Raw genomic sequence first — 26,731 nt, forward strand, 5'->3', positions numbered from 1 at the left:
CACCTCACTTTCTTTATCTTTGGGTTAGCCATCGGTTGCGACAAGTTGGTAAAGCTTCGTATCTCTCGCAATAGGATTTTCAAAAGGAACAATGGTATCTCCAGCCACTATCAAGCCCGTTCCTTTCGCTTTAGGTCGTAAGACAAAACGTTCTAAGGAAGGTGTCAGTGAGGTTACTTGCGACAGCGCTTCTAAATCGGTACGCTTTAACTTTAGGAGAACCATGAATTCACAGTTAGCAACAAGTTTACGTCCTTCTTCTGTTGACAAGACGGTTTCAGGATTTTGGGTAATTCCTGTTGAAATAGCACCATACTTACGAATACGAGAGTAAAGTTCCGTAAAGAAGGTTGCCTGCAGTTTATTTTTAAAGTAAAGTTGCAACTCATCGAAATAAAGCCAAGTGGTTAGTTTTCCTTGGTGATTGACCACTTGATTCCAAATATAGTCTTGGATAACAAGAAGCGCAAAAGGCTTGAGTTTCCCACTTAACTGCTTGAGGTTAAAGATAATAAAGCGGTTATCCATATTGACATTGGTTGGGTGGGCAAAAATGTCGTTAGACCCTCTGGTATAAGGTTCTGCTTTTAGGGCTAACATTTGCGCTACCTCTTCAGGTTGTTGCTCTAACATCTCCTGCCAATCCTTAAAGGTAGGCTTGTGATAAGCTTCATAGGTTTTTCTGGTCACTCGGTCAATCATAGCAAATTCATCATCAGACACCTCAGAGAAGATATTTTCAAAGAGTGTAGACAAGAGGTTTGACTTTTGTCCAATAGGATCATTATCTTCAGCCTGAAGTTTATCTTTATCAGGTAAATCAAGGAGGTTGAAGTGATGAGGAGATCCTGGCGCAATGGTAATAATTTCTGCACCAAAGGCCCGTCCGATGCCTGTATACTCATCTTCAGCATCAACAATGATGATTTGATCCTCTGTATAACGCAGGAGCGTTGGAATAATTTCTCCTGCCTTAGCTAGAACTGACTTTCCAGAACCAGGAATACCAAAAATAACACCTGAACCTGTATTCAGATCTCTTTTACGGTCAACTGTAATGGCATTCTTAGAGAGCTGATTTTGGCCATAATAAATCGCCCGTGGGCTGTTAGAACGCAAATCAACATTCGTAAAAGGCACTTGGGTAGCTAAGTTGCTCGTTGTCATGTCCCGCATAAAGCGACGTTTGACATTAATAAAAGGCACCCCGATTGGTAAAATCGTATTGAGGGCCTCTTCTTGATAAAGGTAACATTTGTCTAGCTCAATAGTATTCTTACGAACTGAGCGTTGCACCTGTTCGGTATAGTTATTGAGTTCTTCTAGGCTATCTGCTAGTAGGTAGATGGTCATAACCCCTAAAAACATCTTCTGGTCATTATCATGAAGTTCTTCCGTCCACTTCTCGGTTTCTCTTGAAGTTTCAGTGGCTTTCCCTCCTACGACTAAGTTGGCAGCAATCCCATCTTTAGCCGCTGCCTTTTGGCTTTTAATCATTTCTCTACGGACACTTGATTGAACTGTTTTAATTTTTTTAATGGCTGCAGCCGTATCGTAGGGTTTTGCATGTAAGCTAATAGCTAATTCAATCCCAGTATCCAAAATATTCTTAATTAGCTTGTCATTTAAGAAAGTTGGGTACTGTTTCACATAAAGAATTCTAGCGTAATAATCATCAATCCGAAGATGGTCTTTCTCAAACTTTAGGTAAGATGGCGCAATAAAGTCCCTAGTTGATAGATCAGCCACGGCGATATCTTCATAACTAAAATCGAGGAAGGCTTCTTTTCGTAGCAATTTACGAAAAACTCGCAGTCTGTCTAAGCCATCCATTTCCTTAAAGGAAATCCCCAAACTGCTGTACTGGCTTTCAATGACATTAGCCGTATCGTCTAGGATACGCCTTGCTTGGTTGGGTTGGTCGGCCTGTGCAGTGATGGTTAGGTATTTCTCCACCTTGAAGGTATTTTGATCCTGAGAAAAGCGATCTTTAATCATAGCATTGTATTCGTTGCGAATATTGTCATAGCCATCTTGAGCGAGATCATACCGAATCGCTTTTAAGCTATCACTCTCAACCCGTCGATTAATGATAAGCAGTTGCATATCATTGTCAATGTCTAAGGAGTTAAAAATATCCGCATTGGTTTCAATGACATCGATGCGTTCATCATCTGTCGCTGTAATGTAACTGGTATCTCCCAAATGATACGTTTTTGAGTAGGTATCATCGGTGACGGTCATGAGACCATCTGGGGTTAAATATTGATAATTGAGCGTATTTTGTGTAGACGCTGTCATGGTACGTCTGAGACGTCTCGCACGTTCCCTCTCAGCTTTGGAGAGTTTCGGGGTTGTCTTTCGACTGAATAAAGTCATTTCTAGTGTATTCCTTTCTATCGTAGTCAGTCTGATACGCACGTTCTTGTTTGGTTAACAAAAAGCGCATCTCATCCTTTATTTTTTCATCAATGTGACACCCAAAAATCACAAAAGGCGCTAGTACCAGAGCACCAACGCCATAGCGAATCATAGTGGGTGTTTTAAGCCAAAAAAAGATTGACGTGATAATAACTGCCAATCCAATACCAAAAAGCAATAGCCACTGCCTTAAGGTCATATAGCCTAAGAATGGGCGTTCATAGCTATCAAGAGCTTTTAAAAATTCACTGCCTAAACGTGTCATAGGACTCCTTCCATTTATCTTCTATTTTTTCTCTCCGCAGAGAAAGCCAATCACCAGTAGCAGAACATGAAAAAGAAACACCAAAGAACCTAAAACGTGATGATTAGTCATTAATAAAACAACTGCAATTAGCAAATCCAAATAGGTAAAGATACCTACATCAATACAGAAAACTCCGTACTTAAAGTTATAGCTTCCTAAAACATCTCGAAGCATTTCTTTTCCTGACATATTTTCCAAATCAAGGTTATCTTTCTTGGCCATGTTATTCTCCTTTTAATTTACTTGCATAATACTTTTAGCCATCCGTTGACTGCCAAAGAGCATCATAATGTAAATAATCCCTTTAGCGATCGCCATAAGAGCACTAGTCCAGGCCCCTGTACTAGCAACGGTTAAGAGGTCATCTGTAACAATGGCTGGATAGAGAATAATAATGATAACCAGAATCAGTCCTTGGAGAACTGCCGCAATATACAGTTTGAAAACGCCAAAACAGATGGGGCGCAGACTGTCCATCAGGTAACAAGCTACAATGATTTTAGCAATGCCTTTATACGTGTATAACGTAAAGGAACGCAATAAAATCAGCAACTTCGTTGAAATTTGACCGATGAAGTCAACAGTAACGTAAATACCTTGGAATATACCTTTCAAAATCCAGTTCAAACCCTTGTAGTTAGGTGCTTTTGAGCTAAAGGGATCCATGCCACTTTTGGCAACCATTTTAATAATGACATTAAAGAGCCAAGAGAGGCTATCAAAAATCTCATCCACATAGAGGATGAGAAAAAGGGCAATGGTATATTTGAGGATTTCCTCAATCCAGAGCTGCAGGGTTAACTCCCCACCGTTACTTTTTAGTTGTTGGTTCCAGTTCATGAGGTTAATCCCCATAAAAAGCAACAGTAATAAAATGGCAACGGTCTCCATTGAACTCGAAACGTTTTCCATGAGCTGGTAGGCTGTCGGGTTATAGTCTTTAAGACTCATGGTTAATTGGTCTAGTGTGGATTGGTTCACGACCACCACCTCCTCCTCCTTCTCTTAACCCATGCTTGAGAGTCCTGCAGCGAGAGCTGAAAAGAGGGCTTTCAGCACCGTTCCTAAAATAGCCCCTACAACGATACTTTGAATTCCCTTATCTTTCTTGTCGTCCAATTCTCGTCGAATGCCGATTGCCAAGTCCCAGGCGCCCCAGGCTGCCCAACCAAGACCAACAAGGCCTCCAATAGTTCCGATTTGATTGATAAAATTTACAACTGGTTGCATGTATTTGTCTCACTTTCTATTTTTAAAGTCAAAAAAAGACACCAAGAAGCGTTCTTAGTGTCTCATAGGATAGATGATAAAGAAGATTATTCTTCGTTTGGATGGAAGGTTAGAGAAAGGGCGGTAATGACTGCTAGGACAACAATAATAGTTGTTTCCCACCAGTAATGAATCGGCACGCCATGAGGAAAGAAAAAGTTAGTCATTAGCCAATTCATTTGACTATCTACAAATGAAAATTCAGAGGATGAATTGTTTGTAACCCAAGCATAGAAAGTCCAAAAAGCAGCATAAGCCACAACCACAAGAAACTTAAAGAAAACCCATCCAATGGCTGTCACTAATAGACTCTTGAGAAGATTAAAGATAAAAAGCAAAATCATGAGTGGGGTTGTCACCATAAGGACCGCCGCTTTCATGATAAGCCCTGGTAGGTTCTTCAGGCCAGCCAGAAGAGCTTTTCCGAGCCACTTCAATCCTTTCAATCCTTTCTTCCAATTATTCTCTTTAGGAGCTTGTGGAGCCTTTGAAGCTGTTTGACGTGGCGTGTAATATTTATAGCCATTTTTTGTCACATGTGCATTCATCTTATTGTCCTTTCCCATTTCATTCCCCTCCCTTTTTAGTTGCTTTATTATATCATAAAGCGGAAGAGAAAACTAGATTTAGTAGGTTTGCCATGGTCCGACAGATGAGTAAACCCAGCCAACATTTTGGTAATAGCCTTTGATTACCGAACGGCGTTGTCGGAGATAACCAACTCCTTGTCGAATCGTCCGATACTCCCATGTGCGATAAGAAGCTGCATGGACAGTCGTATCTTGATGTAATATAGTTTGGCTAATGGTGTTTCCTGCAGAAATTCCAATAGCTCCTGCTAATGTCAATCCTAATAAAGTTTTTGTGAATTTGTTAGAAATAGTCATAATAGTCTCCTTTTTTATTTTTAAATTATTATTGTTTTTTGTAATAAAGTCCAATTCCAATAAGATTGAGCCCTAACAAAAGCAGTCCACTTAAAACAGCCACAAAGTTATCTGCTTCTCCTGTGTGCGGTAGAGTAGTTTTAGTGCCATCTGTCTTAGTAACAGAAAGGGTTTTATCTGAGTTTATGACCGCTCCTATAGTTTCAGGTGTCACTGCCTCCCCATCACTTAAAACGACTTGGCCATTATGAGTGCTGACAACAGTAAAACCAGTCTGAGTTTGAATAGGTGCATCAGAAGTAACATTTTGGACGATTTGTCCTGTTATAGTAGAGGTCGTCCCAACTTGACTAACTCCTTCTTGGAATGCTGTTTGGGCAGAAACATCCGAATTATTCGTTGATGTGCTGCTATCAGGCGTCACTGTTGTAGTTTCATCATTAACAGTTGGAAGTGTTTCTGTCTCTCCAGTAATTTGTCCCTGATCGGCTGAAGAAGATTCATCAGAACTAGAAGTCGTATCGATTGAATTTTCTGTTATTGAGGTTGATGGCAGTATATTAGGATTACTTGGCTCCACAGTGCTAGGAGGAGCAATTGATTCCGATTCATTTTGCGAAGTCTGAGATGTCTCCGCTGTTTCTTCTACTTGTGTTGAATTTTCAACAGATTGAGTGGGTTCGCTTGATGTTATTGGTTCCGTTGTTGAAGGAACATCATAAACAGGTGCTTCTGTTATAGGTTCTGACGAGGTTGAACCAGAGGGTGCTAGCATTGCAGGCGAGGTTGATTCGATAGGTGCTATGCTTGTTTCATCAGCACTGACCCAACCAACTTGAGCAAGAGTCAGGACAGAGAGTGTTAAAGTCGCTAAAAGTTGTTTCTTTTTCATGTTGGATTTTCCTTTTTTGATAATTTTCTAGTTGGCTTATAGCCTTTTCCTGTTAAACGTAGCTCGAAACCTGATGGGCTTCTCACTTTTCTAGCCACTAGGTGGCTAGCTTTTTTGATGGTACGAATTTGGTGATAAATGCTTTTGTAGCTTAAATGAAATTCAACATCCTTTAGGAAGCCGTCTACATAACCTCTAGCTTGCTTCACCGCATAGTCTGGTTTCAGGATGAGTTCTGTCCCATCTTCTAAACGAGCCGTCGCACCACCTTGTTTTCCTAAAATTTTTAAGTCCCTTAGGTGGACTGTTTGTGTTTCATCTATCATAGGTTTCTCCTTGAAGTTGAAAGGCGATCTACGCCGTGCTGGATAGGTTCGTAAACCTATCTCGGTATTTTATACGCTGGGTTTATAGTCTAGGAACCCGTACTCCTTCAGCTTATGACAAATCTGTCATGCTTTTACGTTACTGTGGCTGGGCTAGATATCATTTTCTAGCTAGTTACTCGCCCCCATTTTTCTTTTATCCATAGCCACGCTGCATTGGGACAAGCCTTGTATTTTATTGTCAAAGGACAGAGGTAGTTTAGTGACCTGCCTAGGTCAAACATCCATGTGTTTTGATCTTAGATTATAACTTAGCTAGTGATTGCTGGAGCTTTTCACTTTCTTTTTTCAATAGCTCTAAGCTTTCAGTATCTGCTTTTAATAAATTTCCCAATTGCTCAGTTGAAGTTGTCACCATCGCTATTAGCTTAGCAAGGGTGCTGAATGGTGTTCCAGTCATCACTTGAATCGTGCTATCATCCTCCGTAGAAGCTACTATAATCAACTCATCCAGTTTTTGTTGTTGAGCTAAAACAGCGGTGCCTTTTAAAATCACAAGTGCCTTTTGATTAAACGGTGTCATATTATCAGTCCCCCTTTACGATGACAGTCATTTCATCATCTGCCATGAGGGGTGCATGATGACTTTCAACAGCTACTAAGGTAATGCCAACAAGAGCTGTAAAGCTAGCAATAACAAATACAACACTAAGCATTGCTTTCTCCTTTCCCATCAATCACCTGTGTCCTCTCTTATTTTCCAATTGCTTTTTCGCCAGCTCCTCAACACGTTTCATCAGTTCCCGATGGCTAAGATTGTTATCTTCAAATAAAGACTTTGGAATTACAATAAACTCCTCTTTTGGGCTACGACCAACGATTAAAGCTTTGTGTGATATTTGTTTAAACTCATCGTGTAACATGCTTCTCCCCTTTTAGTTCTCAAGTAGCGTTAAGTTAAGCAGCATTAGGATAATTCCTAGGTAGATAACATTTTGTTCAAACATGTGCTCTCTCACTAACTGCCAAAACGGAAGCGAATTGGCTTGCCAATGTTGCTGAAATAACGCCATCAGCATAGAAATGATTAGGACGTGATACCCTAGGAACAATGCCAAATTAATCAAATAGCAACTCAACTGAAGTAGAAGTACCATAATTTTACTTCGATATTGTGAGGGGGACTGTTCTTCAATCGCAGTATCTAGCTTAGTGTCATCATTAACGTTCATCAGCTACCACCTCCTGTTGGTGCATCGCATAATAATTTTTGGCATTGCGATGTGCGATTTCTTTTTCCTCATACAGTCGTTCTCGTTTTAAATTTTCTAGGGATCTCAAGAGATAAGCTAATGGACTGTCACAATCGACAGGGATGTGGTTTTCTATCAAGTCAATCATTTCTTGACTGGTAACATAGCCCTCAGCTAAATATTGTCCGATAAGCATTTTTTGTTGATGCGTTAAGCTATAATTCTGGAATTCTCCTGTAAAGAGATCATACTGGGTAAATTTTGCATTATAGCGATCCGCAATGACATTTAGCAACGAATAATATTTGGGTGGAACGTACTTAACCGATTGATTTTGAGAAGAGTGATGATCAGCTCTAGCAGGTTGAGAAAATTCGTCAGAATTTTTCTCAGCCTTTCTAGAACTATGACTCTCTTTACTAGAATCAGTTTTACTAGAGTCTTTATAATTCGGGTCAAAATTGTTAACTGCCTCCGTTAAATCTTTTGACACCCCCCGTAAATTATTTTTACGGGGTCTGTTTTGGCGTTTTTCGATTCGTTTTTGGAAAGCTTTTTCTTGACGCTCCAAGCGTTCTTGTTTGTACTTTTCAGCATCATAGGTCATGACATTGCCAATGTAAATGCGATTGGCTAATTGCCCATCAGCATTCGAATACTGACTGAGTTCATAAATTAGACCATAGTTCGACAGTTCATTCTTAATTTTGATAGCAGTCGGTTTGGAGCAGTTAAAATATCGTTGGATTTCTGCATTTGAAAACTCAATATAAACACGACCTAATTCATCTACCCAACCATTTTTAGCCGATAGTTCTAAACGATTTTTCATCATGCTATACAATACCTTGCAGTCTGAACGAAGATCACGATAATGAGCATCTTCCCACAGAACCCACGCCATCGGAAAATACCGTTCCGATGTTTGCATTTGTTCCAGTGTAATAGCTGAAAATTGTTCTAAACCAACCATCATCTCACCCCTCAAAAACTCTTAAGCTCAAGTTGCCGTTTTCGGCAAAACAAATCGTCTTTTTGGCCTCCATCAACTCCAGTGCCTTGACGACCCTTTCTCTTGGCCAACCTGTTTGTTTCATGAGGTCAACGACAATCATATTTCGAGTTAACTTAGCAATCGGTGTCATATCTTATCCTTTCTTTTATATCTTAGTATTTCAATACTAAACCTTATTTTTGGTCTTTTAGAATAATCCAAAGTGTTTAAAAATCGGGTAAAGTGCTCCTGCGGCATTCATTATAAAGAGAATTAAAACGAGTCCTGAGTGTTCTCTGCGATAATACCGAATAACAAACATGGCATAAAAGACCATAGCAAAACTAATATTAAAAACAATCAATGGGCTCATCCTTCCACCCCTTCCAGTTTTTGCACTTTTTAAGACATTTCTTACAATAACAGTCATCATTTCCAGTGTATTCAACTTCATCATAGAAGAGTGGTCGTTGCCAGTATTTACTACAAGCACTCTTTCCTGTTTCAATATTAAATAAATGTACTTTTGTATTTCTATGAATATAACCAGTACTCGTGCTTGGTGATGTGTCAGGCATTTCCCACCTAAATTTTGATAAACTCACTTTTTCTAGTCCCATTCGAAAACCACCAATACCAGCAAATAGATCAAAAAAATTCATTACTAGTGTGTCCTCCTATTTTTCCTTAATTCCTTACTAAGAGGAATCTTCAAAATTAGCTAGGTTAACAGCATCAAATAACGTCAACTGAACAACATTAGTGTGATAGGATTTTGAATTTAATACTTGTTCTTCTGGTGATTCTAAATCATCCTTACTGTTTTCATCAGAAGATTTGACTTCAAAAATTTCTAAAGTCTCAATACCCATCACGAGTTCTAATTCATCAGCCATTAGTTTGTGTCCTTTCGTTTTAACTTAGAAACAGAAAAAGGAGAAACAGATTTCTCCGTTCCTCCTTGTTTTTTTCTATTTATTTTTCATTTCCCAAAACTCTAGACACTTACTTCTAATCAGGCCCGAAAAAATTTTACTTCAGTTTTTTCAGCTGCTGTAAGTACTATTATTCGACTTGCGAACCTGTCAGCTGGGCAGCGTCTGCGATAAAGTCTTGATATTTATCCTCTTCTTTTAATCGTTTAATCACCTTATTTACCGTTTTAAGCAGATCCCCGCTATCTTTTGGCATTGCAACAGCTTTGGCGTCTCCCTCATCTGTTTCAAGAGCAAAAGCGGCTAAAGTCAAATCCGAATTTTGTGCCAGATAACCTTCTGCAACCGGTTTTTCCAAATCAATTGCCTGTACCTGATCTGATTTCAATTCATTTACTGCTTCTCCCATTGCTGTCAAAGCCACAATATTTGAATCAGACAGCTGATCTTTAGCCAAATTTTCTTCAATTGTGCCTTTTTGGACAGCCACTTTTTTACCAGCCAGACTGTCTGCATCAGTATAGGTATCGAAATCAGAAGCCTTAATTAAAACAGCATTTTCTGTCTCATAGTAAGGATCCGAAAAATCATAAACTTTAGCCCGCTCCTTTGTGTAGGAAAGACCGGAAATTGCTAAATCTGCTTTACCATTTTGCAGACTGGAAAGGACATTATCAAAACTCATTGAAGACAGTTCCAGTTCAACGCCAAGTTCATCTGCAATGGCCTGTGCCAGCTGGACATCAGCCCCTACTATTGTATCCTTACCATCGACTAAAGCTTTAAATTCAAAGGGAGCATAATCAGGACTGATTGCTACAACCAATTTCCCCTTTTCCTGTATCCTTTCCTGAAGGCTTTGACTGGAAGACGATCCGCAGGCTGTTAAAAACAGACCAGTAACTAAAGCGGCGGCTGCTAAAATCATTTTTTTTACTTTCATCTTTTCTTCTTTCTCCAAATTGTAACTAAAAATCTAAGACCTGACTTAGATAGACAAAAAACATTTTATAATCATAACTGATTATCTTTATCTGTGTCAAGACTGCTCGTTTTCTGATAAACAAAGTGACAGGCGCTTAAGCCCCTCTTTCAGTGTTTCAGCCGAACAGCAGTAGCCGATACGAACGTGTCCTTCCAAATCAAAACGGCTGCCCGGCACTACTAATACACCGTACTTTCTCAACAGCTGCAGGCAAAACTCTTCTGTAGGCAGCTTGGTTTCCAGTTTTACAAAAGCAGTAGATACCCAGTCGGGAGGGATAAAACTGGCTCTTTTTTCATGTTTTACCCAATCTTTAAGGATCTGTAAGTTGGTCTGAACAATTTTTTTATTGCGCTCTAACAGCTGCTGCTGGTTTTCCAAAGCTAAAACAGCTACCATATCGGAAAAAACACCAGCAGAAATCATGGTATAATCCCGATAATTTTTCAGACGCTCGATCAACTGCTTTTTCGCCGCTATCCAGCCAACACGAATCCCCGGCAATGAGTAAGTTTTGGACAGACTGTTAACCGATATGCCTTTGTCATACAGATCAGCCACCGCCGGCGGTTCTTCTTCTCCAAATGAATGGTAAACTTCATCCGCAAGGATGTAAGCGCCGCAAGAGCGGGCAAGAGCGGCCAGCTCTCTTAGATAATCTGCATCCATGACAGCTCCTGTCGGATTGTTAGCATTATTAAGGCAGATCATTTTCGTATTTGGCCTAATCATTTGGCGTAAATCATCTAGACTAGGCAGCCAGCCCAGTTCTTCTTTAATCGGCCAGAACTCGACTTCTGCCCCCAGTGAGCTTGGAATATCATAAAGCTGCTGATAAGTGGGATAAAGGGAAATCACATGATCCCCCGGTTCAATCAAAGCATACAAGACAAGCCAATTGGCACCAGTTGCTCCATTTGTCTGTAAAATATTATCTGCCTTTAAATGGCGATATAACTGGGCCGCTGACTTTTTAAAAGCCGGTGAACCCTCAATCCACCCGTAGTCTTGCGGTTTAATTGCTAAATCCTGAAAAAAAGCCGCCGAATCTGTCGCTGTCAGCTGAAACAGTTCCTCCAAGCTGAGTGACCCTATAGAAACACCGGCAATATCGTATTGTGCTTCTCTTTCATGACTATTGAGCCATTCCTCCACACCAAAACGAGCTAGTTCCATCTTTTCTCCTGTATGAATATAAATAAGCTAAAGCCTGCCTGACGAAAATATCAAATTCTGCCTTTCTTCTGATAATACTTTTAACTGCCGTCAGGCATAATCGAATAAAACAAAGCTAAACAGCAATGAAGAGGCTGGAATCTTTGTTCCAGTCTCTTCTTTTTAGTCATTGCACTGAGTTCAGCCTGTTTCAAAATCACTGTTCTTTTTCAGAAACAGATAAGTCATAGGCTTCCTGAACAAACTGATCGATTTTCCCTGACTCTTTTAGGTTTTTGATGACCTTATCCACTTTTTCTTTCAAAGCAGTGCTGCCTTTAGGCATAGCAACAGCATAGGCATCTGAATCGCCTGATTTCAGACTGATATCAGCAATAGCCAGATCATCATTTTTAGCGACATAGCCCTCTGCAATTGGTTTTTCAAGAACAACACCGTCTACTTGAGAATTTTTCAGTTCATTGATCATCTCACCATTTTGTGTCAGTGAAACTATATTAGCACCGTCCAGCTGCTCTTGGGCCACTGATTCCTGAATGGAACCTTTTTGTGTCCCAACAGAAAGACCGGAAAAAGCGTCTGTATCTTTATACTTATCTAAATCTGTCTTTCTGACAATAACCACATTGACGGATTCATAATAGGTTTCAGAAAAATCGTAAACTTTTCGCCGCTCTTCTGTAGCTGAAATTCCCGAAATAGCAATATCCGCTTTGCCAGACTGGAGACTGGCCAGAACATTGTTAAAGGACATTGATGAGAATTTCACTTTAACACCGAGCTCTTCTCCAATGGCCTGAGCTATCTCAACATCAGCTCCGACAATCGTATCTTTCCCGTCAACCAGTGTCTTAAACTCAAAAGGTGCAAATTCAGGATTCATGGCGACAACCAGTGTCCCCTTATCCTGAATATCCTTTACTGAAGTATCTTCCTGCCCGCCTGATCCACAGGCTGTTAAAAAGAGGGCTGCTGTTGCAAAAATTAAGCCGCGAAAAACAGTCTTTATTTTCATTTGAATTCTCTTTTCGTCTTTAATATGTTTCCATTATATTTTATAATTATACAATTGTCAATGGGGAAATTATAAAAATTCAAAAAAACCGGGAATAAAACAGGGCTGCAGCCGGACCGCCGGTCAGCGGCTGCTCTTGTTTTATTCTCGGTTGCTTCAGCTTGTTTTATTATAAGTTTTTGCCATACGAGTCAAACTTTCCGGTTAGGAGCTGTGCCATATCTCTTCATTGTACTGGGCAATCGTCCGATCTGACGAAAAGAAGCCTGCTTTAGCAATATTATGAATCACCTTTTTATTCCAGCTTTCTTGGTCTTCATAATCTGACAGCATCTGCTCTTTTATGGCAATATAATCCTGCAGATCAATTAAGGTCATGAACCAGTCTTTAGTGGTTATTTCCTGATAAAGCCGTGAAAGCCGTTCTTGGCTGCCTATCGCTAACATCCTATCACTTATAACAAAATCAAGAGCTTCTTTAATGTCAGCACTGCTGTGGTAATAATCTGACGGATTATAGCCTGACTGGGCGTAAAGATTAATAATTGTATCTGCATCCTTACCGAACGTATAAATATTCTCACGACCGGCTAACTCGGCAATTTCTACATTAGCGCCATCCATCGTCCCAAGAGTGAGCGCTCCGTTAAGCATAAATTTCATGTTGCCGGTACCCGATGCTTCTTTTGAGGCTAAAGAAATTTGTTCAGATATATCTGTAGCCGGAATCAGTTTTTCAGCTAGGCTGACATTGTAATTTTCAACTAAATGGACATTGAGATAAGGACTGACCTGTGGATCGTTATTAATAAGTTCTGATAAACACAGAATCAGATGAATAATATCCTGAGCAATCGTATAAGCAGGGGCAGCCTTACCGCCGAATATAACAGTGATTTTTCGTTTAGGCAGCTGGCCCTTTTTAATGGCCAAATACTTGTGAATAACATAAAGAGCGTTCATCTGCTGCCGCTTATATTCATGGAAACGTTTTATCTGCGTGTCAATGATGGAATTTTCGTCCAGTTCAATATTTTGGTTATCTTTCAGATAACGTTTAAGTGCCCGTTTATTTTGGTGCTTGATAACGGATAGCTTAGCGTGGACAGCCCGATCATCAGCAAAAGACAGCAGATCTTCCAGCTTTGTTGCATCATAAAGATAATCTTTGCCGATCAGGTCTTTAATATAAGCTGCCAAATCCTGATTTGCAAATTCCAGCCAGCGTCGAAAAGTGATCCCATTTGTCTTGTTATTGAATTTTTCAGGATAGATATTGTAGAAAGCTTTCAGCTCACTGTTTTTTAAAATATCTGTATGCAGAGCTGCCACACCATTAACACTGTTTGCAAAGTGAATATCCATATGAGCCATGTGCACCCGTTTATCGCTGTCGATAATCTGAACGGCCGAATCAGGATACTGACTGCGAATCAGACTGTCTAATTTTTCAATAATCGTTACCAAATGCGGAACGACATCATTGAGGTAGTCAAGCGGCCACTTTTCAAGAGCTTCTGCCAAAATCGTATGATTGGTGTAGCCGACCATTTTGCTGACAATTGAAACGGCTTCTTCAAAATCTAAGCCATGTTTTTCTGTCAGAAGCCTGATTAACTCCGGAATCACCAGCGAAGGGTGGGTATCATTTATCTGCACATAAGCGTAGTCTGGCAGATTATGCAGATTAGATCCGCGCTCCAGCGCCTCATCAAGTAAAAGCTGTGCTGCATTGGATACCATAAAATACTGCTGATAAATCCGCAGCAGCTCTCCGTTTTTATCAGAATCATCTGGATAAAGAAAGAGCGTCAGATTTTTTTTGATTTCAGTTTTATCAAAAGAAATGCCGTCTTTAATTAAGCTGTAATCCAAACCATCAATATCAAATAAATTGAGATAATTCTTGTGGTCTTGCTGATAACCCAAGACATCTATCCGATCGAGACGGGATTTAAGCGTAAAATCCTTAAAAGGGATATCGTAGCTGACAGCTGTCGGAGTAAGCCAAGAATTGTCTTCAATCCAGTAATTTGCCTCTGCCTCCTGCTGATGGTTTCGAAAAACCTGCTTAAATAAGCCACAATGGTAATTCAGACCAACACCTTCTCCGTTAATTCCCAGCGTAGCCATGGAATCAATAAAACAGGAAGCCAAACGTCCTAACCCGCCATTGCCCAAAGAAGGTTCAGGCTCAACATCTTCGACCTGAGCCAGTGACTTCCCGGCTGCAGCCAGCTCCTCTTGAATTTCATCATAAATTCCTAAATTAATAAGATTGTTGGACAGGAGTTTTCCGATCAAAAATTCTGCTGAAATATAATAAACTTTTCGTTTAGCCGTATTTTTGCTTTTCTGAGCAGCTAACTTTTTAACATAGTCCATGAGGGTGAAATAGATTTCTTCATTGGACAAAGCCGTCAAATTTTTTCCTTGATTTTCCAGATATTGTCTAAATTGCGTTATCATGATTACCATCCTTCTTTTGATGTAAATCAGTATTTTTACGGTTGTAAATACTGGTAATTTCAGTCAAGAAGGCCTTCCTTTCATCAGTCAGGTCATCTTTTAACATCCGCCACTGCCAGTTGTTGCCCAGAGTATTTGGGACATTCATCCGACAGTCAGCAGATTTGTTCAGCAAATCCTGCATACAGCTGATAGCTATACTACTAACCGAACCATACAGCAGCCTTAACATCGCCTGAGTAATCGGTTCATCAGGCTGACGGCGTGTATAGACATCAGTATAATGCTGTTGGTCCGATGTCAGATTTTCATACCAGCCATTAATGACTTCATTATCATGGGTCCCAGTGTAAGCGATCGTATTAGTTGTGTAGTGATGGGGAATGTCGGTACTTTTGCCCCGCGTATCAAGCAAGCCGAATTCGAGAATCTTCATTCCCGGAAAGGCCGTATCTTCCAAAAGTTGCTTGGCACGCTCATCAATATAGCCCAGATTCTCAGCAATAATCGGTAAATCATCCCCCAGCTTAGCTTTAACAGCATCAAATAAAGCACGTCCGGGACCCGGTTTCCACTCTCCATCATTGGCTGTTTCATAATCACCGCGGATTTCCCAATAATCTGAAAAGCCTTTAAAATGATCAATGCGCAGAAGGTCATAAAGTTTAAAACCTTCCCTAATACGGTAAACCCACCAAGTAAAGTGCGTTTCTTCATGCTTATCCCAAGCATAGATGGGATTGCCCCAAAGCTGACCGTCTGCACTGAACTCATCAGCCGGACAGCCTGCCACACAAAGAGGGCGCTTATCGCTATCTACTTTGAAAAGTTCCGGCATCGTCCACACTTCAACACTGTCAGCAGAAACATAGATAGGCATATCACCGATAATTTTTATCCCCTTATCATTAGCATAGGTTTTTAAGGCCGCCCACTGCTGACTGAAAAAGTATTGTGTCACTTTATGATAGTTGATAGCATCCTTTAATTTCAGACGGTAATCCGCCAAAGCAGCTTCATCACGCCTGATAGCTGCCTTGTCTTCCCATTCCTGCAGGGCTTTGTTGCCGAAATATTCTTTAATAGCCATAAATTCGGCAAAATCCTGAAGCCAGCCCGCTTCCTTCTCAAAAATATCCAGCAAGAGGACGGCATCTTTTTGTGCCAAAAAAGCGGCAACAGCCTTTTCTAAAATTGGACGCCGTGCTGTAAAAATCCGAGCAAAATCAACTTTTTCCGGATCCTGGCTAAAATCAACAGACTGATAATCGGCCTTTTCCAAGAACCCAGCTTCCTCCAGCAAATCAAAATCAATAAAATGTGTATTACCGGCAGCAGCCGAAAAAGACTGATAAGGAGAATCCCCGTAACTGGTCGTCGTCAGAGGCAAAATCTGCCAGTAAGTCTGATTTGTTTCTTCCAAAAAATCAATAAAGCGATAAGCTTCTTTCCCAAAAGTTCCAATTCCGAATTTTCCTGGCAAAGAGCTGATATGCATCAAAACACCGCTTGCACGTTTTTCCATTATCCATCTCCTCCAACAAGATACAAAGGCCGTTTAAAGCTCACAGCAAAAATAGGAGCCTGACCGACGAGTCACTAAAGACTCTAGGGAGGGCTATCTTTTTTGCAAAGAGCTTAGGCCGTGTTCAATTATAACAAGATACAAAGGCCGTTTAAAGCTCACAGCAAAAATAGGAGCCTGACCGACGAGTCACTAAAGACTCTAGGGAGGGCTATCTTTTTTGCAAAGAGCTTAGGCCGTGTTCAATTATAACAAGATACTAAGGGCGTGAAAAACGCAAAAGGAAAATAGGCGGTAAGTCCGAAATCTGTGATTTCGCAGACGCACCCCTGCCAGAACGATTAGAAAGGTGCGGTCGACTGTTAAGGCGACAAAGCTTTCAGTCGTTTACGGCTGACGGTAAGTCCGAAATCTGTGATTTCGCAGACGCACCCCTGCCAGAACGACTAGAAAGATGCAGTCGACTGCTAAGGCGACAAAGCCTTCAGTCGTTTACGGCTGACGGTAAGCCAGAAATCTTCGATTTCGTCTGCCTACTTCCGGTCAGAGTGGCTAACATTAGAACAGCTCTAGAATTAATTCGCCATTTCCTGCTGAACTGAACTCTTATCCTGTTTAGCTTAAGGACAATAAAATTATAACGCAAGCGTTTGCGTAAGTCAACATTTTTTTTGAAATTTTCTTATACTTGAACAGTTTCCATCTTGTGGTGAATTGTACGCGACCTAAAATCAAAGGTCTATTTTCGATTAGCAGGTCACTTCATTACAATACAAAAAAGCTAAAAATAAGTCTGAATAAAACAGTTTTTTAGCCTCAATTATTTAATAAAATACCCTTGCAGCATAACTATATAGTCTTGCGTAAATTCCTGACACTTTCCCTTTCTTTTAAAGTGAAGGGAACAATAATTTTTTCACTAAGCTCTAAATTCGGATTTCTGATAATGGCTAATAGACGTTTAAAGCTAATCGAGCCTAAACTGCTGATATTGATATCAAAGGTAGTCAAATAAGGATGAATGAGTTTTCCGTAAGCAGAATTATTAAATGTAATAACAGAAAGATCATCTGGTACTTTAAGCTCATAATAAGAGAGCAGCTGAACAATTCGAATAGCTAAAACATCACCAATAACAATCAAAGCAGTGGCTTGAAAATTGCGAATGGTATCAATCAAATGCTCAACTGTTGCTGGATCTTTTCGGTCAAAAAGCAAGGGGGATTGACTGAGCAAACCTGATTTCATAATACCCTTTAAATAACCAATATAGCGCTCTGACGATACTTCTGACTGCAAATCATCTGTAACAAAAAGAACTTTTTCATGTCCTTTATCATACAGAAATTCTACCGCTGTCCTTGCCATAAGCTGGTTATCGTTATCTATATAAGTTATTTGGTTTTCAAAACCTTCCGGAGCTCCGACAATGACAAAAGGTATCTGGTTGGTCAGTAAGTAGCGTTTGATCGGGTCATCTTGTTCAGAATAAAGAATAATAAAACCGTCAACTCGTTTTTGTTTGTACATCAATTGAACTTGTTTTTCCAAATCAGCCATTGTCATTCCTGTTGCAATCGAAACCGTAAAATCATTATTTTTAGCTTCATTAGTAATTGTAGACAAAATCTGCATAAAAAATGGTTCACTTAGACGATCCGGAGTTAAAAGAGGCGGAAAGACAAGACCAATACTGTAAGTCAAACCGCTGGCCAGTATCTGCGCCGCAACATTAGGAACATAGCCTAATTCGCGCATTGCCTTTCTGACCTTCTCCTTGGTTTTTATAGAAATCGATTGATGATCTTTTAAAACCCGGCTGACGGTTGAAGGGTTAACGCCTGCCTTATGGGCGACATCTTTTATCGTAACCACATCATTTCTCCTTTCGACCAAAGCTTAAAGCTATGTGGAATTTCAGCAAAAATAGGAAACAAACCTAGAAAAAGAACATAGCTTCGAAAGACAAATCTTTACACTCCGCCTTCTTAATTTAAAACGAGATCAGATATGACCCCCATGCCTGTAAACCCATTGTTCCTATACCAATAGATTTCACAAGCAAAACGACCAAACATGACCTACCTTTTACCATGATGGATCTTACTTACTTCAATCCAGACGCAAAAATAAAATTTATCCGGGACAGACTGTCTTTTTAGCTTTTATATTACATTATACAGTGAGAAAGACAAAATGCAAGCGTTTGTTTTATTTTTTTCTTTGATTTAAGGGCTTTTTATGAGTTCAAATAAATTTTTTCACAAAAAGTCTTGACTTTTTTTGCAAACGATTGCATAATATATTTGTATTTATTTTTAGTTTTAGGAGGAAATTGCTATGAAAAAATGGCAAAAAATCATTGCCGGTATTGCCGGTCTAAGCTTAGCTGCTGCAATAACAGCAACCGCAAATAATCAGACACAGGTTGAGGCAGCATCAAAGAAAACAACAATTAAACTCTGGGTGCCCACTGGAGCCAAAAAATCCTATCAAGAGATTGTCAAACAATTTGAAAAAGAAAACTCGGGCTACAAAGTTAAGATTGTGGAGTCCAATGATTCAAAAGCTCAGGAAAATGTTAAAAAAGATCCTGAAAAGGCTGCTGATGTTTTTTCGCTGCCTCATGATCAGCTGGGACAATTAGTTGAATCCGGTGTTATTCAAGAAATTCCAGATCAATATAAAGAAGAAATTCAAAATAGCGCTACTGATCAGGCGGTTGCTGGCGCTGAATACAAGGGCAAAACTTACGCTTTCCCATTTGGGATCGAATCACAAGTTCTTTTTTACAATAAGTCACTGTTAACAGCAGAAGATGTTAGCAGCTATGAAACAATTACCACAAAAGCTAAATTTGGTGCAACTTTTAAATCAATGAATGCTTATGCTACTGCTCCTCTTTTTATGTCTGTAGGTGATACCCTCTTTGGCAAAAACGGAGAAGATGTCGATGGAACAAATTGGGGAAACGAAGCAGGTGTCTCTGTTCTGCAGTGGATTGCTGATCAAAAATCTAATGACGGTTTTGTTAACTTGACAGCTGAAAATACCATGTCAAAATTCGGCGATGGCACAGTAGCTGCTATCGAGACAGGCCCATGGGATTTATCTGCTGCTCAAGAAGCTATCGGGAAAGACAATTTAGGTATTGCTGTTTACCCAACCATGTCAATCGGCGGTAAGACTGTTCAGCAAAAGGCTTTCCTTGGTGTCAAACTTTTTGCAGTCAATCAGGCTCCTGCTGGTTCTGATACTAAGCGTATCGCAGCTGCTTATAAACTGGCTTCTTTGCTGACAAGCGCCGAAAGTCAAAAAAATCAGTTTGAATATGAAGGACGCAATATTATCCCGGCTAACAAAGAAATTCAAGCATCTGAAGCTGTTCAGTCAAATGAACTAGCCCAAGCAGTTATTACAATGGCCTCTTCGGAAGATTATACCGTCGTAACTCCTAAATTAAGCCAAATGACTACATTTTGGACAGAAAGTGCAGCTCTTCTCAGTGATACTTATAACGGTAAAATCAAGGCAAGTGATTACCTCACTAAACTAAAAGATTTTGATGAAGAATTAGCAGATGCTAAATAATTAATTTTCGTGGAGCCGGAAACAAGTCAATTCTTAATTAAACTTGTTTTACGGCTCCTTTTTTGCCGCTAAGATGATGTTGCACGAAGGTGCTGTGGTGAAATGTGACTACCGCTCTTTTCTGTTTTATCAGACTTCATGTACTCAATTCAAATCAAAAAATCACCGCAACATCCCTCTTAACAGAGGTGGACAGGTGAAAGTGAAGAGTTTTGACTTACTGCCAACCATAGCCGTCTGAGAGTGGAACAGAACTTTTCTCAAGAATAAAAAATTCCTTGTCCCACCCCCGCAAGACTTAGTAGACACTTTAAAGCTTTGAAAAGCGGCTAAAATGTCACTAGACAACTAGAGTTCTGAAAAAGACTAGAATCAATTTAATGCATCCTTCTAGTCGTTCTGACAGGGGTGCGTCTGCGAAATCGAAGATTTCGGACTTACCGCCTATTTTCCTTTTGCGTTTTTCACGGGCTTTGTATCTTATCGGAACTGAACACTCCCTAAACGCTGCGGGAAAAAGATGTCCTGACTTAGAATCTGGTGATTCGTCAGTCAGTCCCCTATTTTCCTTTTGCGTTTTTCACGGGCTTTGTATCTTATTTAAAAGGAGGTTTTCATGAATACAAGTGCATTGGATTTGGCAACTTTACCTGTTAAAGAATCCTTTAGAAAAGGAAGCTGGGATATTAGACTGTCTTTTTTTATCATGGGATTGGCTAATATCAAAAATAAGCAATTCGTTAAGGGATTTTTCTTTCTCCTCTCTGAAGTTTGTTTTATCATTGCTTTTATCAGTCAGGTTATTCCTGCTCTTAAAGGACTAGTTACACTGGGAACTAAAGAACAAGGTACTGTTACAAAAACGATTGATGGAGTTAAACTGCAGGTAACTGTTAATGGAGATAACTCCATGCTGCTGCTTATTTTCGGTCTGGCTTCTGTTATTTTTTGTTTGGTTTTTGCTTATATTTACTGGTGCAGCCTTAAAAGCACCTGTCATTTGTATGTTCTTAATAAAGAAGGCAAGAAAATTCCTACCTTTAAAGAAGACTTACTGACTTTGACAAACGGGCGTTTCCATATGACTTTAATGGCACTGCCACTGCTTGGTGTGCTGCTTTTTACTGTCTTGCCGCTGATTTATATGATCTGTTTGGCCTTTACTAGTTACGATCACAGTCATTTACCGCCCAAAAGCCTCTTTGACTGGGTCGGATTTGTTAATTTTGGCAATGTTTTTAACGGCCGTATGGCCAATACCTTCTTTCCGGTCTTATCATGGACATTGATATGGGCCGTATTTGCAACAGTAACCAATTTTTTCTTCGGTATTATTCTGGCTTTATTGATTAACACAAAAGGCTTAAAGTTCTAGAAAGTCTGGCGGACTATTTTTGTTATTACTATTGCTGTCCCTCAATTTATTTCTTTGTTGATTATGCGCAACCTCCTCAATGATGCCGGACCGGTCAATGCTTTCTTGGAAAAACTTGGTTTCGTTTCGGCTGCCTCACCTCTTCCTTTTTTATCAGATCCAATATGGGCGAAATTTTCGATTATTTTTGTCAATATGTGGGTTGGGATTCCAGTTACTATGCTGGTCGCTACTGGAATTATTATGAATTTGCCGCAGGAACAAATAGAGGCAGCTGAAATCGATGGAGCCAATAAATTTCAAATTTTTAAATCGATCACCTTTCCTCAGATTCTCTTGGTTATGACACCGACATTAATTCAGCAGTTTATCGGCAATATTAATAATTTCAATGTGATTTATCTCTTAACGGGAGGCGGCCCAAGCAATTCCAGTTTCTATCAGGCAGGCAGCACGGATCTCTTAGTTACATGGCTTTATAATCTAACTGTTACTGCTGCAGATTATAACTTAGCTTCCGTTATTGGTATTATCATCTTTGTCCTCTCAGCTGTCTTTAGCCTACTGGCTTACACTAGGACAAACTCTTATAAGGAAGGGGTTGTCAAATAATGAAAAATCGTAAGAATGTAAGACTAGCTCTGGTTTATTTGCTTTTGGCTGTACTTTCCATTATATGGCTTTTTCCAATCGCTTGGGTTGTGCTGTCCAGTTTTCGAGGTGAAGGCACGGCTTATGTCAACTATTTTATCCCAAAAACATGGACATTTGAAAACTATATCAAGCTCTTCAATCAGAATGTTTTCCCTTTTGGCAGGTGGTTTTTAAACACTCTTTATGTGGCGGCTGCCAGCTGTATCATTTCAACTTTTATTAATGTCGCTATGGCTTATTCACTCAGCCGTATCAAGTTCAAACATCGTAACAGCTTTTTAAAATTAGCTTTAGTGCTTAATATGTTCCCAGGATTTATGAGCATGATTGCTGTTTACTATATTCTTAAAGCACTCAATCTGGATCAGACACTTTTGGCTTTAATTCTTGTTTATTCAGCTGGGGCTGCTCTCAACTTTTATATCGCAAAAGGTTTCTTTGATACCATCCCCTATTCTTTGGATGAATCGGCTATGATTGATGGAGCAAGGCGCATGGATATTTTCTTTAAAATCACCTTGCCCTTGGCTAAACCAATTATTGTCTATACAGCTCTGATGGCCTTTATCGCTCCCTGGATTGACTTCATCTTTGCCAGAGTTATTCTTGGCGATGTCACTAGCAAATATACAGTGGCCATCGGGCTCTTCTCTATGCTGCAGCAAGACACAATTAACAATTGGTTCTTATCCTTTACAGCAGGCTCTGTGCTCATTGCTATTCCGATTACTCTGCTTTTTATGTTCATGCAAAAATATTATGTTGAAGGTATTACCGGCGGATCTGTTAAGTAATATACTTCCGAATAGAGAAAAAACAGTTGAAATTAGTAAGGAAAAAACACTATGGTTGAATTAAATCTGAATCATATCTATAAAAAATATCCTAACAGCAATCATTATGCTGTTGAAGATTTTAATCTTAATATAAAGGATCGCGAATTTATTGTTTTTGTTGGTCCTTCCGGATGCGGTAAATCTACAACTCTGCGGATGGTGGCTGGTCTTGAAGACATTACAGAAGGTGAGCTAAGCATTGATCATCAGCTTGTTAATGATAAATCACCTAAAGATCGTGATATTGCAATGGTCTTCCAAAATTATGCCCTCTATCCTCATATGTCCGTTTACGATAACATGGCTTTTGGCCTAAAACTTCGAAAATATGCCAAATCAGATATTGATAAGCGGGTTAAGGAAGCCGCTCAAATTCTTGGGCTGACAGAATTTTTGGAACGTAAACCTGCTGATCTTTCCGGAGGACAGCGACAACGGGTTGCTATGGGACGAGCAATTGTTCGGGATGCTAAAGTATTCTTAATGGACGAACCCTTATCAAATCTGGATGCTAAACTTCGGGTTTCTATGCGCGCTGAAATTGCCAAGATCCACCGCCGCATTGGTGCCACGACCATTTACGTCACTCATGATCAAACTGAAGCGATGACCTTGGCTGATAGAATTGTTATCATGAGTTCCAGCAAAAGTCCTGATGGTTCGGGAACAATTGGACGCATTGAACAGATTGGCAGCCCTAAAGAACTTTACAATGAACCAGCAAATAAATTTGTCGCAGGTTTCATCGGTAGCCCAGCCATGAATTTTTTTGAACTGACAGTTGAGAAAGATGCCTTGATTAACAATGAAGGATTACGCCTTAGTCTGCCGGCAGGCCAAGCAAAAATTCTTGCATCACAGGGATACCTTGGTAAAACTGTCATTTTCGGTATTCGGCCAGAAGATATCTCTACCCAGCAAATTGTTCGTGATACTTACCCTGAAGCCAACATCGAAGCTGAAGTTCTTGTTTCTGAACTTTTGGGCTCCGAAACGATGCTTTATGCCAAATTTGGAAGCAATGAATTTGTTTCTAGATCCGATGCACATGATACTCATCAGCCTGGAAAAAAAGTTTCCCTAACTCTCAATATTGCTAAAGGACACTTTTTTGACAAAACTACCGAAAAAAGAATCACTCTCCCCACTAATTAGCAGAAAACGAGGCTGGGACAAAAGTCCTGCCTCGTTTCACTTTTTTAGACAGATAAGCATGATGCAGTGGTTAATTGGAAGCTCTTATCCCTAATCAATCAAGGGATAGCAAGCTCCCCAATCAACTGTGCAGAGGTAGGACAACAAAATCGAAATCGCCAACAAATGACGATTTATTGATTTTTGTCCTACTTCTTTTTCTATAAATGACTGTGGTTTAGACAGTATAAGGCATCATTTAAGATATTGGCAGCAAAAACCCATAGATTCCTTCTAATCCATCGCTTTAAGTTCTAAGACCATATCCCGAAGCTGAGCAGCTAATTCGAAGTCAAGAAGTTCAGCTGCTTCCTGCATCTCTTTTTGCAGCTTCTTGATTGTTTCTTGGCGTTCTTTCTTAGTCATTGTGGAGACATCCAGCTCCTCAGCAACTATTCCGTCTTCATCACTGGTCTTAGTAATAGCAATCAGATCACGGATATCTTTCTTAATGGTTTGAGGCACAATGCCATGTTCCTTATTGTAGGCCATCTGAATTTCACGGCGGCGGGCTGTCTCATCAATTGCCCGTCTCATCGAGTCCGTTATAGTATCGGCATACATAATAACATGCCCCTCTGAATTACGGGCTGCCCGGCCGATTGTCTGAATCAGTCCCCGCTCATTGCGTAAAAAGCCTTCTTTATCAGCATCTAAGATAGCTATCAGACTGACTTCAGGTACATCAATACCTTCCCGCAGAAGATTGATACCAATAAGAACATCAAAAACGCCTAGACGTAAGTCGCGAATAATTTCAGTCCGTTCCAGCGTTTTGATATCCGAGTGCATATATTTGACTTTTACCCCCATCTCTTTAAGATAGTCTGTCAAATCTTCAGCCATTTTCTTTGTTAAGGTGGTAATGAAGGTGCGTTCTCCTTTTTCAGAACGGGCATTAATTTCTCCCAACAGATCATCCATTTGCCCCATAGTTGGCCGAACTTCTACTTCAGGGTCAAGAAGACCGGTCGGCCGAATAATTTGCTCAATGATTGTATCGGTTTGCTCTCGTTCATAGTCGCCCGGTGTCGCAGAAACATATACAATCTGATGGACATGACTTTCAAATTCCTCGCGGCGCAGGGGGCGGTTGTCCAGCGCACTTGGCAGGCGAAAGCCATAATTGACCAGCATTTCTTTGCGGGAACGGTCCCCGTTATACATCCCTTTAATTTGACCCATAGTCATATGGCTCTCATCAACCATAATCAAAAAATCTTCCGGAAAGAAGTCAAGCAAGGTATAGGGCGGTTCTCCTTCGCTTCGACCATCCATATGGCGTGAATAATTTTCAACGCCGTTAGTATAGCCCATTTCCTGCAGCATTTCAACATCATACTCTGTTCGCTGCCGGATACGTTGCGCTTCAATCAGTTTCCCTTCTTTCTCAAAAAGTTTAACCTGCTCCTCCATTTCCTTTTTTATATTGTAAATAGCCCGCTCCATATAGTCTTCACTGGTGATAAAGTGAGTAGCCGGAAAAAGCACCAAATGATCAGCTTCTCCCAAAGCTTTGCCGGTCAAGCTGTCGATTTCTCGAATCCGGTCAATCTCATCACCAAAAAATTCTATGCGAAAGGCACGTTCGTCACGGGAAGCAGGAAAAATTTCAACAACATCGCCGCGAACACGAAAGCGACCGCGCTGAAAATCAATATCATTGCGCTCAAATTGGATATCAACTAAATCATTGAGCAGCTTATCCCGTGATATTTCCAGTCCCGGCCGGAGACTGACTGCTCCTTCGGCATACTCCTTAGGCGAACCCAGACCATAGATACAGCTGACTGAAGCAACAACAATCACATCATTGCGCTCCAGCAAGGCCGATGTAGCTGAGTGACGAAGTTTATCAATCTCGTCATTAATCGCACTGTCTTTCTCAATATAAGTATCGCTCGAAGGTACATAAGCTTCCGGCTGATAGTAATCATAATAAGAAACAAAATATTCAACAGCATTATCTGGAAAAAATTCTTTAAACTCGCCGTAAAGTTGTCCAGCAAGGGTTTTATTATGAGCAATAACAAGTGTCGGCTTATTCACCTGCTGAATAACCTGACTCATGGTATAGGTTTTTCCAGTACCCGTTGCACCCAGCAAAATTTGGGCTTTCTCCCCTCCTTCAATATTGTCTACTAAAGCTGCAATAGCCTTAGGCTGATCTCCTGAAGGCTCATAGGCCGAAACTAATTTAAAACGATTATCTTCCTTTCGATCAATCATCACTTCTCCTCTCACTAAAATACAAAGCCCGTGAAAAGAGCAAAGCAAAAAGGCAGTAAGCCAGAAATCTTTAATTTCGTCTGCGCACCCCTGCCAGAACGACTAGGGAGTGGGACAGAACCCCAGACCACAAAGTTCGTTGTCCCACCCCCGCAAAGCCTAGTAGGCAATTTTAAGCTTTGAAAAAGCGAATAAAGTGCCACTAGGCTACTGCGTCTTGCACATAACACTATAACAAACATGAAGGACTATTTTTAAAATCGTCCTTCAGACGTTTACGGCTGGCAGTAAGCCAGAAATCTTCAATTACGTCAACGGTTAGCTAACAGACAAAATCTCAGATTATAAAGTTTCCTCACTCTTTAATTTTTGGGTTCGGGCTGACATCATCCACTGGA

At 40.2% G+C, this 26,731-nt stretch carries 26 protein-coding genes and 1 pseudogene; 4 read left to right on the forward strand and 23 right to left on the reverse strand.

Annotated features, from left to right (window positions below; genetic code table 11):
* Nucleotides 1–24: 24 nt before the first annotated feature.
* From AB3329_RS03340 to AB3329_RS03445, 22 genes are all read right to left on the reverse strand, one after another.
* On the reverse strand, nt 25–2,379 hold the full coding sequence (locus AB3329_RS03340; protein WP_368394329.1) for a VirB4-like conjugal transfer ATPase, CD1110 family: 2,355 nt from the start codon (nt 2,377–2,379) through the stop codon (nt 25–27).
* Nucleotides 2,333–2,686 (reverse strand): PrgI family protein, encoded by a 354-nt coding sequence (locus tag AB3329_RS03345; RefSeq protein ID WP_368394330.1) that lies wholly within the window; start codon nt 2,684–2,686, stop codon nt 2,333–2,335. The genes AB3329_RS03340 and AB3329_RS03345 overlap by 47 nt, the downstream gene beginning before the upstream one ends.
* Before the next feature lie 21 nt (nt 2,687–2,707).
* Entirely contained in the window at nt 2,708–2,950 is a 243-nt protein-coding gene (locus tag AB3329_RS03350; RefSeq protein WP_368394331.1) for a hypothetical protein, read from the reverse strand.
* Between the two features lie 12 nt (nt 2,951–2,962).
* Nucleotides 2,963–3,709, reverse strand: a complete 747-nt coding sequence (locus tag AB3329_RS03355) for a hypothetical protein (protein WP_368394332.1) — start codon at nt 3,707–3,709, stop codon at nt 2,963–2,965.
* Between the two features lie 24 nt (nt 3,710–3,733).
* Nucleotides 3,734–3,958, reverse strand: a complete 225-nt coding sequence (locus tag AB3329_RS03360; RefSeq protein WP_368394333.1) for a hypothetical protein — start codon at nt 3,956–3,958, stop codon at nt 3,734–3,736.
* Nucleotides 3,959–4,044: 86 nt separating this feature from the next.
* Nucleotides 4,045–4,563 (reverse strand): hypothetical protein, encoded by a 519-nt coding sequence (locus AB3329_RS03365; protein ID WP_368394334.1) that lies wholly within the window; start codon nt 4,561–4,563, stop codon nt 4,045–4,047.
* Nucleotides 4,564–4,623: 60 nt separating this feature from the next.
* Nucleotides 4,624–4,884: a hypothetical protein gene (locus AB3329_RS03370; RefSeq protein ID WP_368394335.1), complete on the reverse strand. Its 261-nt coding sequence runs from the start codon at nt 4,882–4,884 to the stop codon at nt 4,624–4,626.
* Between the two features lie 28 nt (nt 4,885–4,912).
* Nucleotides 4,913–5,776, reverse strand: coding sequence for an LPXTG cell wall anchor domain-containing protein (locus AB3329_RS03375; RefSeq protein ID WP_368394336.1), 864 nt, complete (start codon nt 5,774–5,776; stop codon nt 4,913–4,915).
* The gene (locus AB3329_RS03380) at nt 5,773–6,102 is read right to left on the reverse strand and encodes a hypothetical protein (protein WP_368394337.1); all 330 of its coding nucleotides are present in this window, start codon (nt 6,100–6,102) and stop codon (nt 5,773–5,775) included. Before AB3329_RS03380 ends, AB3329_RS03375 begins: the two co-directional genes overlap by 4 nt.
* A 304-nt stretch (nt 6,103–6,406) precedes the next feature.
* Entirely contained in the window at nt 6,407–6,685 is a 279-nt protein-coding gene (locus AB3329_RS03385; protein WP_368394338.1) for a hypothetical protein, read from the reverse strand.
* Nucleotides 6,686–6,689: 4 nt separating this feature from the next.
* Nucleotides 6,690–6,818 (reverse strand): hypothetical protein, encoded by a 129-nt coding sequence (locus AB3329_RS03390; protein ID WP_368394339.1) that lies wholly within the window; start codon nt 6,816–6,818, stop codon nt 6,690–6,692.
* Nucleotides 6,819–6,839: 21 nt separating this feature from the next.
* The gene (locus AB3329_RS03395; RefSeq protein WP_368394340.1) at nt 6,840–7,025 is read right to left on the reverse strand and encodes a hypothetical protein; all 186 of its coding nucleotides are present in this window, start codon (nt 7,023–7,025) and stop codon (nt 6,840–6,842) included.
* A 298-nt stretch (nt 7,026–7,323) separates the two neighbouring features.
* Complete coding sequence (locus AB3329_RS03400) at nt 7,324–8,328, reverse strand: replication initiator protein A (protein ID WP_368394381.1); 1,005 nt, start codon at nt 8,326–8,328, stop codon at nt 7,324–7,326.
* 4 nt (nt 8,329–8,332) lie between these two features.
* Nucleotides 8,333–8,500, reverse strand: coding sequence for a hypothetical protein (locus AB3329_RS03405; protein WP_368394341.1), 168 nt, complete (start codon nt 8,498–8,500; stop codon nt 8,333–8,335).
* Nucleotides 8,501–8,699: 199 nt separating this feature from the next.
* Nucleotides 8,700–9,011 (reverse strand): hypothetical protein, encoded by a 312-nt coding sequence (locus AB3329_RS03410; protein WP_368394342.1) that lies wholly within the window; start codon nt 9,009–9,011, stop codon nt 8,700–8,702.
* Between the two features lie 36 nt (nt 9,012–9,047).
* On the reverse strand, nt 9,048–9,245 hold the full coding sequence (locus AB3329_RS03415; protein ID WP_368394343.1) for a hypothetical protein: 198 nt from the start codon (nt 9,243–9,245) through the stop codon (nt 9,048–9,050).
* Nucleotides 9,246–9,414: 169 nt separating this feature from the next.
* Nucleotides 9,415–10,227: a transporter substrate-binding domain-containing protein gene (locus AB3329_RS03420; protein ID WP_368394344.1), complete on the reverse strand. Its 813-nt coding sequence runs from the start codon at nt 10,225–10,227 to the stop codon at nt 9,415–9,417.
* 96 nt (nt 10,228–10,323) lie between these two features.
* Nucleotides 10,324–11,445: an aminotransferase gene (locus AB3329_RS03425; RefSeq protein ID WP_368394345.1), complete on the reverse strand. Its 1,122-nt coding sequence runs from the start codon at nt 11,443–11,445 to the stop codon at nt 10,324–10,326.
* A gap of 196 nt (nt 11,446–11,641) precedes the next feature.
* Nucleotides 11,642–12,460: an ABC transporter substrate-binding protein gene (locus tag AB3329_RS03430; protein ID WP_368394346.1), complete on the reverse strand. Its 819-nt coding sequence runs from the start codon at nt 12,458–12,460 to the stop codon at nt 11,642–11,644.
* 204 nt (nt 12,461–12,664) lie between these two features.
* Nucleotides 12,665–14,929, reverse strand: coding sequence for a glycogen/starch/alpha-glucan family phosphorylase (gene glgP / locus AB3329_RS03435; protein ID WP_368394347.1), 2,265 nt, complete (start codon nt 14,927–14,929; stop codon nt 12,665–12,667).
* Nucleotides 14,913–16,454, reverse strand: a complete 1,542-nt coding sequence (gene malQ, locus AB3329_RS03440) for a 4-alpha-glucanotransferase (RefSeq protein ID WP_368394348.1) — start codon at nt 16,452–16,454, stop codon at nt 14,913–14,915. The genes glgP and malQ overlap by 17 nt, the downstream gene beginning before the upstream one ends.
* An 849-nt stretch (nt 16,455–17,303) precedes the next feature.
* Nucleotides 17,304–18,329 carry a LacI family DNA-binding transcriptional regulator gene (locus AB3329_RS03445; protein ID WP_368394349.1) on the reverse strand — a complete coding sequence of 342 codons (1,026 nt, stop codon included), beginning with the start codon at nt 18,327–18,329 and terminating at the stop codon, nt 17,304–17,306.
* 465 nt (nt 18,330–18,794) lie between these two features.
* On the opposite strand from AB3329_RS03445, the gene AB3329_RS03450 reads away from it, so the two are divergent.
* From AB3329_RS03450 to AB3329_RS03465, 4 genes and pseudogenes are all read left to right on the forward strand, one after another.
* Complete coding sequence (locus AB3329_RS03450; RefSeq protein WP_368394350.1) at nt 18,795–20,045, forward strand: extracellular solute-binding protein; 1,251 nt, start codon at nt 18,795–18,797, stop codon at nt 20,043–20,045.
* A gap of 616 nt (nt 20,046–20,661) precedes the next feature.
* Nucleotides 20,662–22,032: pseudogene (locus AB3329_RS03455) on the forward strand (carbohydrate ABC transporter permease).
* On the forward strand, nt 22,032–22,868 hold the full coding sequence (locus AB3329_RS03460) for a sugar ABC transporter permease (RefSeq protein WP_368394351.1): 837 nt from the start codon (nt 22,032–22,034) through the stop codon (nt 22,866–22,868). The pseudogene AB3329_RS03455 and the gene AB3329_RS03460 overlap by 1 nt, the downstream one beginning before the upstream one ends.
* A 51-nt stretch (nt 22,869–22,919) precedes the next feature.
* On the forward strand, nt 22,920–24,065 hold the full coding sequence (locus tag AB3329_RS03465; RefSeq protein ID WP_368394352.1) for an ABC transporter ATP-binding protein: 1,146 nt from the start codon (nt 22,920–22,922) through the stop codon (nt 24,063–24,065).
* A gap of 273 nt (nt 24,066–24,338) precedes the next feature.
* Here AB3329_RS03465 and uvrB read toward each other — a convergent pair whose 3' ends face one another.
* Entirely contained in the window at nt 24,339–26,333 is a 1,995-nt protein-coding gene (gene uvrB, locus AB3329_RS03470; RefSeq protein ID WP_368394353.1) for an excinuclease ABC subunit UvrB, read from the reverse strand.
* Nucleotides 26,334–26,731: the final 398 nt, after the last annotated feature.

Source organism: Streptococcus huangxiaojuni (assembly GCF_040930515.1).
Lineage (GTDB): Bacteria > Bacillota > Bacilli > Lactobacillales > Streptococcaceae > Streptococcus > Streptococcus huangxiaojuni.

Excerpts from the sequence above, each read along its gene's own strand:
- AB3329_RS03430 (WP_368394346.1), bottom strand. The coding sequence starts at position 12,460 with ATGAAAATAAAGACTGTTTTTCGCGGCTTAATTTTTGCAACAGCAGCC.
- AB3329_RS03370 (WP_368394335.1), bottom strand. The coding sequence starts at position 4,884 with ATGACTATTTCTAACAAATTCACAAAAACTTTATTAGGATTGACATTA.
- AB3329_RS03405 (WP_368394341.1), bottom strand. The coding sequence starts at position 8,500 with ATGACACCGATTGCTAAGTTAACTCGAAATATGATTGTCGTTGACCTC.
- AB3329_RS03450 (WP_368394350.1), top strand. The coding sequence starts at position 18,795 with ATGAAAAAATGGCAAAAAATCATTGCCGGTATTGCCGGTCTAAGCTTA.
- malQ (WP_368394348.1), bottom strand. The coding sequence starts at position 16,454 with ATGGAAAAACGTGCAAGCGGTGTTTTGATGCATATCAGCTCTTTGCCA.
- AB3329_RS03395 (WP_368394340.1), bottom strand. The coding sequence starts at position 7,025 with ATGTTACACGATGAGTTTAAACAAATATCACACAAAGCTTTAATCGTT.
- AB3329_RS03385 (WP_368394338.1), bottom strand. The coding sequence starts at position 6,685 with ATGACACCGTTTAATCAAAAGGCACTTGTGATTTTAAAAGGCACCGCT.
- AB3329_RS03360 (WP_368394333.1), bottom strand. The coding sequence starts at position 3,958 with ATGCAACCAGTTGTAAATTTTATCAATCAAATCGGAACTATTGGAGGC.
- AB3329_RS03365 (WP_368394334.1), bottom strand. The coding sequence starts at position 4,563 with ATGGGAAAGGACAATAAGATGAATGCACATGTGACAAAAAATGGCTAT.
- AB3329_RS03400 (WP_368394381.1), bottom strand. The coding sequence starts at position 8,328 with ATGGTTGGTTTAGAACAATTTTCAGCTATTACACTGGAACAAATGCAA.
- AB3329_RS03410 (WP_368394342.1), bottom strand. The coding sequence starts at position 9,011 with ATGAATTTTTTTGATCTATTTGCTGGTATTGGTGGTTTTCGAATGGGA.
- AB3329_RS03425 (WP_368394345.1), bottom strand. The coding sequence starts at position 11,445 with ATGGAACTAGCTCGTTTTGGTGTGGAGGAATGGCTCAATAGTCATGAA.
- AB3329_RS03345 (WP_368394330.1), bottom strand. The coding sequence starts at position 2,686 with ATGACACGTTTAGGCAGTGAATTTTTAAAAGCTCTTGATAGCTATGAA.
- glgP (WP_368394347.1), bottom strand. The coding sequence starts at position 14,929 with ATGATAACGCAATTTAGACAATATCTGGAAAATCAAGGAAAAAATTTG.
- AB3329_RS03390 (WP_368394339.1), bottom strand. The coding sequence starts at position 6,818 with ATGCTTAGTGTTGTATTTGTTATTGCTAGCTTTACAGCTCTTGTTGGC.
- AB3329_RS03465 (WP_368394352.1), top strand. The coding sequence starts at position 22,920 with ATGGTTGAATTAAATCTGAATCATATCTATAAAAAATATCCTAACAGC.
- AB3329_RS03460 (WP_368394351.1), top strand. The coding sequence starts at position 22,032 with ATGAAAAATCGTAAGAATGTAAGACTAGCTCTGGTTTATTTGCTTTTG.
- AB3329_RS03380 (WP_368394337.1), bottom strand. The coding sequence starts at position 6,102 with ATGATAGATGAAACACAAACAGTCCACCTAAGGGACTTAAAAATTTTA.
- AB3329_RS03340 (WP_368394329.1), bottom strand. The coding sequence starts at position 2,379 with ATGACTTTATTCAGTCGAAAGACAACCCCGAAACTCTCCAAAGCTGAG.
- uvrB (WP_368394353.1), bottom strand. The coding sequence starts at position 26,333 with ATGATTGATCGAAAGGAAGATAATCGTTTTAAATTAGTTTCGGCCTAT.
- AB3329_RS03350 (WP_368394331.1), bottom strand. The coding sequence starts at position 2,950 with ATGGCCAAGAAAGATAACCTTGATTTGGAAAATATGTCAGGAAAAGAA.
- AB3329_RS03375 (WP_368394336.1), bottom strand. The coding sequence starts at position 5,776 with ATGAAAAAGAAACAACTTTTAGCGACTTTAACACTCTCTGTCCTGACT.
- AB3329_RS03415 (WP_368394343.1), bottom strand. The coding sequence starts at position 9,245 with ATGGCTGATGAATTAGAACTCGTGATGGGTATTGAGACTTTAGAAATT.
- AB3329_RS03420 (WP_368394344.1), bottom strand. The coding sequence starts at position 10,227 with ATGAAAGTAAAAAAAATGATTTTAGCAGCCGCCGCTTTAGTTACTGGT.